Source organism: Thermoleptolyngbya sp. M55_K2018_002 (assembly GCF_015295965.1).
Taxonomy (GTDB): Bacteria; Cyanobacteriota; Cyanobacteriia; order Elainellales; family Elainellaceae; genus Thermoleptolyngbya; species Thermoleptolyngbya sichuanensis.
Genome location: NZ_DVEA01000246.1, coordinates 1 through 6,083 on the forward strand (window position 1 = coordinate 1; position 6,083 = coordinate 6,083).

Consider the following 6,083-nt stretch of genomic DNA (forward strand, 5'->3'; position numbering starts at 1 on the left):
GGATGGCGCTGGGCAATCTCTGCCAGGGCTTTGGCGGCCCAGCGGCGGGTCTGCACATGGGAACTGTTGCTGAGGGTTTGACAGAGGGCGATCGCCTCCTGCACGTTGCCCGATTTTTCGTAGGCCATCACCAGCCCCATTCGCGCCTTAAGCTGCACCGAGCGCTCGGCGGGCGTGCGAAATAGGCTTTCCAGATGGGCGATCGCCGTGCCATATTCCTGCCGCTTCAGCGCTGCCAGCCCCGCATCCAGCAGCGCCCGCGCCGCCGCGCCTGTGGACCCGGACGATACAGGCAATTTTGACCGCTCGCTCATATCCGCTCCTCGCTGGCGTGGCTCAAAGGATCATCTAGCCCAAAGGCTGAGTCAAGCGCTAAGGCTCGTTAAAATACTTTGCTAGTCGTGCGTTAGAGAAAGTTACACAATCCCTAACCCAAGCATAGGGGCTATTCGCAAACCGGCCCAGAGAAAAGTGCAACTTGGAAAAATGCAGCTTGCCTCTAGGCTTCCCAGAAAATACGGAAATTACACGCGATCGCGCGGCTATTAGGCTAAAATCACACTGCTGCGGGTTTCTGAATCACACTGCTGCGGGTTCCTGACCCGACGCAACCGGGGCGATCGCCCGCAGATCCAGTTCTGGATGTTCCCCTTCCACCTGCTGACAGTTCCACTCGTTTTTGAACAGCAGCACCGGACGACCCCAGCTATCCTTCACCGTCACCGTGTTGAACAGGCGACCCGCCTTTTCCAGTGCTGCCCAGCCGCCCCCCACCCAGCGGGCCACGCTATAGGGCAGCGGATCGAGCAGACTTTCCACGTTGTATTCATTTCGCAGGCGGAACTGCACCACCTCAAACTGGAGTTGCCCCACGGCGGCGAGAATCGGCTCCCGCTTCGACTCGTCCGTGGAATACATAATCTGCACTGCGCCCTCTTCCCGCAGCTCGTTGACCCCCTTTTGAAACTGCTTGAACTTGCTGGGGTTGGGGTTTCGCAAATAGGCAAACAGTTCTGGCGAAAAGGAGGGAATGCCTTCGTATTCCAGCTTTTTGCCGTTGTAAATCGTGTCGCCAATGGCAAACATACCCGGATTGTTCAGACCAATCACGTCGCCGGGATAGGCTTCATCGAGGGACTGTCGCCCCTGCCCAAACAGCTTTTGTGGATGAGACAGGCGCACCGTCTTGCCCGTGCGGGCGTGGTTCACCACCATGTCTTTTTCAAACTTGCCAGAGCAGACCCGGATAAACGCGATGCGATCGCGGTGCTTGGGGTCCATGTTGGCTTGCAGCTTGAACACAAACCCAGAAAATTCGGGATAGGTCGGGTCGATGTCGCCCTGAGTGCTGCGGCGAGAACCAGGCTTCAGCGCATAGTCCAGGAAGGATTCCAAAAATAGCTCCACGCCAAAGTTGGTCATGGCGCTGCCAAAAAAGACAGGCGTTAGCTTGCCCGCATGAACCTGCGCCAGGTCAAACTCTGTGCCCGCTGCCTCCAGCAGTTCTAGTTCTTCTTTGAACTGGTAATACAGGTCTTTTTCGAGCAGATCTTCGATGCGCGGATCGCCCAGATCCACCACCGTATCTTTGGCCTCGCGGCTGCCGTGGGCCGTGCGCTCAAATAGATGAATCTGCTGTTTGCGGCGATCGTAAACCCCTTTGAAGCGATCGCCCATGCCGATGGGCCAGTTCACCGCATAGGTTTGCAGCCCCAACTCCTGCTCAATTTCGTCCATTAGCTCCAGCGGCTCGCGCCCAGGCCGATCCAGCTTATTGAAAAAGGTGAAGATGGGAATGCCCCGCATCCGGCACACCTCAAACAGCTTGCGGGTTTGTGGTTCCAGACCCTTGGCTGCGTCTTCTAGCATTACCGCATTGTCGGCGGCGGCCAGCGTGCGGTAGGTGTCTTCGCTAAAGTCCTGGTGGCCGGGCGTGTCTAGCAGATTGATGGTGTAGCCGCTGTAGTCAAATTGCAGCACCGTGGAGGTGATGGAGATGCCCCGCTGCTGCTCCATTTCCATCCAGTCGGAGGTGGCATGGCGCTGTGCCCGCTTGGCCTTCACCGCGCCCGCTTCGTGAATCGCGCCTCCATACAGCAGCAGCTTTTCAGTCAGCGTCGTTTTCCCTGCGTCGGGGTGAGAAATAATTGCAAAGTTGCGCCGCTGGTCAACAGCAGTCGCGATTTCGGTCTGGAGGTCGGTGGTCATGCCAGCAAAGACTCAGAAGCAAATATTTAGAAACAAATAAGAAGCAATACAGCAAGCAACCTTTATCGTAGCAAGCCCGTCCAAATCGTGGGCGATCGCCGGAAAAGCCGTCCTATCTGGTGGAGCTAATAGTACCCCTGACTCGACTCTTCACCCCCATGACTGATCTAGAAAAACGAAAGCTTTACTCTGTTCTGTGTCACGGATCGCAGTTGATTAGCTACTCGTTGGTATCGGTTGCTGTGCCGATTGTGTTTCTCTTGGTGTCCGAAGATCCCGTCGTGCAAGGCAACGCCAAGGAAGCCATCAATTTTTACCTGACGGTGCTGATTTGGGGAATCATCTTCTTTGTGCTGTCGTTTGTGCTGATCGGCATTCCATTTCTGATCGGACTAATCATAGTCAGCGTGATCATGCCGATCATTGCAATGGTGCAATCCGCCAGCAACCTGGAGCGTCCCTATCGCTATCCCTGCATCTGGCACTTTATCGAGTAGCGGCTAGGTTCCCGACTTCTTGCTTAGACCCCCAATTTCTTCAAGAAGTCGGAGGTCTGTATGTTTTATGTTTACTGTGCTGGAACTGTCCACCATGCGAGGGCGTAGTTTTGGGTGGGCGTGTTGACGCGATCGCGATAGACGACGCGGATTTTGTAGCGCCCCGTTTCAGGAATCGGGTGGAAGATATGCTCCACGCTATCTACGGCGCTGACGGAAGACCAGATGCGATCGCCCTCCCGCTCATCCTCTGCCCGCATCAGGTAAATATCCAGATTATTCAACCCCTTGTCTTCAAAGGTCTCGCCGATATCGTACAGCCCGTTGCGGTTGGTGTCCTTCAGGTTCACCACGCGGTTCCAGGCGAGGGTGATGGCGACGTGGCTGCCTGCCACCAGCGGCCGCTCCAGCACATAGTCCCGATAGGCGGGCGCTTCCCGTCCCGTGCCGACGGTGCGATAGTCCCAGCCGATGGGCGGCACAGGAGCATCGGGCGAAAACTGACCTGAACCGAACTGGATTAGCGACCGATAGGCGTGCAGATGGCCCGTGCCCATATCGGCATCCAGGGGCTTGGCTTCGTCTGTGTAGGCATCGGAACTGAGCCAGTCGCGGTTTTGCTTGTTGACGGCGGTGCGGGTCATGCCCAGCATCAAACCATCGCCCCGGTCTTGAATCTTATCTGCCGCGTTCATCATCACCGCCTTCATCACTTCATGGCGGCGGGCATCCAGGTTCCAGTTGGGCTGCTGTTCGCGGATTTGGCGATCGCCATATTCCTGCAACAGCGCCACCATCGCCGTGACATGGGGCGCGGCAAAGCTCGTCCCCGTGGTGGGGTTGCTGCGGCTGCCGTCGGGGTTGATGGTTTGGATATTGGTGCCGGGAGCCATCAGGCTGACGGAGCGGCGCGGGCCAACGTTGCTCTCCGGCTCGCGGGCCCGGCCATAGATGGGCGGCGGCTCGCTGCCCAGGTCAAAAAAGCTGACTTTTCGATAGATGCCATTGACGGCGATCGAGTTCGATACGATCATGCCGTTGAAATTGTCGGTGGGGATGGGGATGCCGCCTTCGCCCTGGTTGCCCGCAATCACGTACAGCACGTTATGCTGATTGGCCGACCAGTCGATGCACTGCGTCAGCAAGGCGTTGCCGTCTAGCCGCGCATTGGGGCGCGGGTCTTGCGCCAGCGACTCGCCAAAGCTGAAGTTAATCGCCCGCACATCATTGCCGTTTTGCAGCGCCACGGTCTGCGAGGCGAGGCATTCCTGCGGCTGGCCGCCCCGTCGCTCGAAGCCTGCCGCTGCTGCGTATAGCTTTGCCTCTGGCGCAACGCCCTGCACCAGCTTGTCGTTGCTCACCATGACGCTGGCCACGCTGGCCGCATGGGGGTCAACCGTGTCATTTGGGCGGGCCAGCCCATCCCGAAAGAACACCTGGCGCACCCGCACTGCGAAATTATTGGCAGCCGTTTTATCCAGCCCAAATAGGGCCGGGCGGCCGATTTCGACCTGACCAATGGCAATCTTGCGGCCCATGAGGTTGTAGGGTTCAGACTGCACCCGTCGCGCATCGATGCCGCCCGCTTCCATTGAGTTGATAGCGGCAATGTAGGCGATCGCCGGAGTGCCCAGCAGCGACATCGCCATCCCCGCCATGACCCACCGCAGTCGTCTTGCCAGTCGCCGCTTCGCCATGAAATCGCTCTCCCAACAACAGCCTGAAAAGTGGATTTGCCTTACATCCTAAGGTCTGTCGCAGCCAACGGCAACTAAAAGCGGCAACTAAAAGCGGCTACGAAAAAGGGCGATCGCACGCCGATCGCCCTTTTCAAAAGAATTTTCAAAGGAATATGGGATGTGCAACTTTGCCGATTTCCCTCCCCCTTTTCTGGTATGCCGATTTAAGCCCTCTCTCGCTCTGGGAGAGGGACTTCAAGCCTTTCTTACTCTCCTTCTCCCAACTTGGGAGAAGGGGTTAGGGGATGAGGGCTGACTGAAAGTTGCACATCGCGCAAAGATTCTCAAAACGTATGCGTCAAATCTATGCGTCAAACGTGTTCGTCAAATCTATGCGTCAAACGCAATCTGCAAAGCTAGGAATTTGCCGTTTGAGTAGACAGCAGTTCCTTTAGCTTCTCTAGCTCCTGCGCCCAGCGAGGATCGGGCTGCACGGATTCTGGCTCGGTTGTTGCGGCCGCCTTCTTGCCCTTGCTGTTGTTCTTCTTGCGGTTGCTGTTGCTTGCGGCGGGAGCAGCCTCATCGCCCTCTTCGCCGCCCTTTTCGCGGGGCTGGGCGCGTTCGATTTTCAGCGGGGTTTCCTTAAACAGAAAACCGTCAAACTTTTCAATGACCTGGTCTGCCTGCTCTTCGCTTTTCACCGTGACAAACCCAAAGCCACGGCACTTTCCAGTTTTGCGGTCGGTGATGATTTTGGTGGTCAAGGTTTCATCAAATTCCGCAAACAGGGCAGCCAATTCTTGCCGCTCTAGCTCTTTGGGCAAATTGCCTACATAAAGACGAATGGACATAGTGTCGAAGATTCCTCCAGGTTGAATTCAGTCTAATAGCTTGGAAGTCTTGCTATGAGAAGCCTGTGATGCGGGCAATGTCCCCAGAGCAGGCTAGTTTCCAGAGCAGGCTGTGGTTTATTAAAGTCTGATGGAAACGCTTTAGGCGAGCATTTAGTAGGCAAGTTCCCTCGGCGTATCGACAAACCTGTCGAGGACAAACCTGTCAGGCCGTCAGGATTTGCATTCAGAGTTAGGACGTTATCAGTTCATCGAGTCAGTCTTTTGAAAACTGCTTTGAAAACTGCGGCGTAGGATACCGTCGCCTTCACTAAGGTATCACGGCGACTGGCTCCGAAGATGTCAATTACATAGATTTCATGCTGGGGTTGTAGAGAGAAATGGGCCGATGTCCTTGGCTTTGGGTCGATGAATCAGCGCGTATTTCGCTGCCGAAAGACGATTGCAGGCGGTGAATCGCACCAGAAGCGCTTGTTAGCCAAAATTTTCTTTGAAATTTCCTGTTTTTACCGCAAGCTCAGAGATCGCAGACGATTCAAAGCTGCGGCAAGTTCCAGAGGTCGAACCGCAACCAGATCCCCCTGGCGATAAGTCGTCAGTTCGTCTATCCGGTTGGTGGCAAGCTGGGGTGCAATCTGGTTTAGAAGATCGGGTAGCGTGCGGCGACCGTCGAGGTAGTGCTGCTGTAAATAGGCGATCGCCGCGCCAATGGTTCGCACCTGTCCTACTTCTACCAGTTGCTCTATGGCGGACAAATCTACGGTTTCCGAACCAAACACCAGTTCGTCAATGTCTCGTGCCTTCAGCTTGGGGCCGCGTTCTGGGCGATCGCCCTCCACCGGGCGAGT

The 6,083-nt window shown here is 56.1% G+C and carries 5 protein-coding genes and 1 pseudogene; 1 reads left to right on the forward strand and 5 read right to left on the reverse strand.

Translation table 11 applies throughout. From position 1 onward, the window contains the following. Positions 1-314 (reverse strand): tetratricopeptide repeat protein (locus IGS51_RS12170; protein WP_297078632.1); only part of this gene is annotated, 314 nt, incomplete at its 3' end. Between the two features lie 265 nt (positions 315-579). Then, positions 580-2,208 (reverse strand): peptide chain release factor 3, encoded by a 1,629-nt coding sequence (gene prfC / locus IGS51_RS12175; protein WP_297078633.1) that lies wholly within the window; start codon positions 2,206-2,208, stop codon positions 580-582. Between the two features lie 158 nt (positions 2,209-2,366). On the opposite strand from prfC, the gene IGS51_RS12180 reads away from it, so the two are divergent. After that, on the forward strand, positions 2,367-2,705 hold the full coding sequence (locus IGS51_RS12180; protein ID WP_297078634.1) for a DUF4870 domain-containing protein: 339 nt from the start codon (positions 2,367-2,369) through the stop codon (positions 2,703-2,705). A gap of 71 nt (positions 2,706-2,776) precedes the next feature. Here the strand turns inward: IGS51_RS12180 and IGS51_RS12185 are convergent, their stop codons facing one another. The 3 genes and pseudogenes from IGS51_RS12185 to IGS51_RS12195 all read right to left on the reverse strand — a co-directional run. Further along, positions 2,777-4,402 carry a S8 family serine peptidase gene (locus IGS51_RS12185; RefSeq protein WP_297078635.1) on the reverse strand — a complete coding sequence of 542 codons (1,626 nt, stop codon included), beginning with the start codon at positions 4,400-4,402 and terminating at the stop codon, positions 2,777-2,779. 398 nt (positions 4,403-4,800) lie between these two features. Further along, the gene (locus IGS51_RS12190) at positions 4,801-5,235 is read right to left on the reverse strand and encodes an RNA-binding protein (protein WP_297078636.1); all 435 of its coding nucleotides are present in this window, start codon (positions 5,233-5,235) and stop codon (positions 4,801-4,803) included. A 506-nt stretch (positions 5,236-5,741) separates the two neighbouring features. Continuing rightward, a pseudogene (locus tag IGS51_RS12195) lies at positions 5,742-6,083 on the reverse strand (ATPase); the annotation flags it as partial.